At 45.0% G+C, this 1,545-nt stretch carries 1 protein-coding gene; it reads right to left on the bottom strand.

Features of this window, described 5'->3' with window-relative positions; all coding sequences use genetic code 11:
* Positions 1 to 23: 23 nt before the first annotated feature.
* Positions 24 to 1,545: radical SAM protein (locus F6K53_RS41480; protein WP_293086201.1), on the bottom strand; the 1,522-nt coding region annotated here is incomplete at its 5' end.

Raw genomic sequence — 1,545 nt, 5'->3', positions numbered from 1 at the left:
TTGGAAGCCTTTTTCGGAGGTCCCTATACTGACACCGCCGTGTTTTCAGCATTCTTGGCTTCATCCGGCAAGGTTCTGAACCGTTGAGGAACTTGCAGGTTTTTCGAGTCACCAACGCTAGCTAGGCGGAACTGCCAATCAGAGACTTGCTCGTAGCTGAGATGTTTGGTGTCACTACTCGCCGTCCATACTCCCCCCCAAATAGTAGGGTCATCAAACCGAATCAGACCGGATTTGCGTATAATTTCGCTCTGTGGCGTTCCCAATATGGGAGAAATAGCAAAAGGACTGACTTGAAATATAATTGAGGGGTTAACCTCTTTCACTTCATAATAAATTTCCCAGAGTGCTTCCTCTAGTTGGGATAAACTATAATCGTCATCATCAGCCAAGCCAATAATCACACCATAGCTCACCATAGGAACACCGGTTTGTACAACTCTTCGCACAATTCGTTTGTGTTGCTGCCAGGGAAGTAACTTAGCATAAGATTCTCGTCCAAAAATAGGTCGTTCGGCAGGAAGATAACCTGCAAGGGTTCCCCTTCGCCCATCCCAATGAAAGAGAGCATCGATCAGTTCTTCATCGGGAGTCAAATCTGTGCTGTCATAGTTGCGTCCGCGTCCAAGGGTCATCTTTCTCAGTTCTAGACCATTCGGCCAAAGAATTGCTAAATCTCGTTCTCGCACTCCCTTCATGATTTCTAGAACTTCTTGTCGCCCATCGGGGAAAATCACCCGCCCTAGGAATTGATCGGAGAGGCTAACCACTGATTTTGCCCCTGCTTCACACAGTACATCTAACCATTCCATCACTCGCTTTGGGGACATGCGGCGATATCCTGTACCGTAAGTAGGGGTTTGGCAAAAATCACAATGGCGATCACATCCCATATCTGGGAAGATCGCACCAATAGGGATGAATTCTTCAGGAAATGGATCCATCCAATATTGTTTTCCTAGGCATTGTTTAGCAAGTTCTACTGATGGTAAGGGCCACTCTTCGGGATGGAGTGGAGTTTTTTGTTTAGTATATTGATTCCCGTCAGGGAAAACAACACCAGTTAGAGCTTCTTTAGAGCCTTTTCCTAACAGATAATTAAATAGCGGCCAGTTAGCAGCGCCAGATTTGTCGAGAACAACTACTGCCGCTCCGTTGCGAAGATAAGCTTGAGGCTCGGCAAAGTGATCGGAACCACCAACAACTACTGGTTTGCCTTTGCTAGCCAGGTGCTTCAACAGCATCATTGCTATTTCACGATACAATGTGAAGTTAACTGTAATGCACCAAATTTCACAGCTTTCGGGATCGATGCTCTCGATCTGAACGCCGATATAGTTTTTAGTTAGTTCAATGCCTCTCCAAATTTTTTTTCCGTAGTTTTCTGTGTAATCCCCATCGCGAAGATTAATAAATTTAGTCTGAAATCCTCCTGCTTGGAGATGCGATATTAAAACTTGCTTGCTAATAATTGGTTCATACTTCCGCAGAGAATAATAGTCGTTGCCATCTGGATCAGATAGCTTTAACTGGGGCAATTCAACT

Origin of the sequence: Moorena sp. SIO4A1 (assembly GCF_010672065.1) — a bacterium.
Taxonomy (GTDB): Bacteria; Cyanobacteriota; Cyanobacteriia; order Cyanobacteriales; family Coleofasciculaceae; genus Moorena.
The sequence above is the reverse complement of the archived record's forward strand: the minus strand, read 5'-3'. Positions and strand labels throughout refer to the sequence as shown.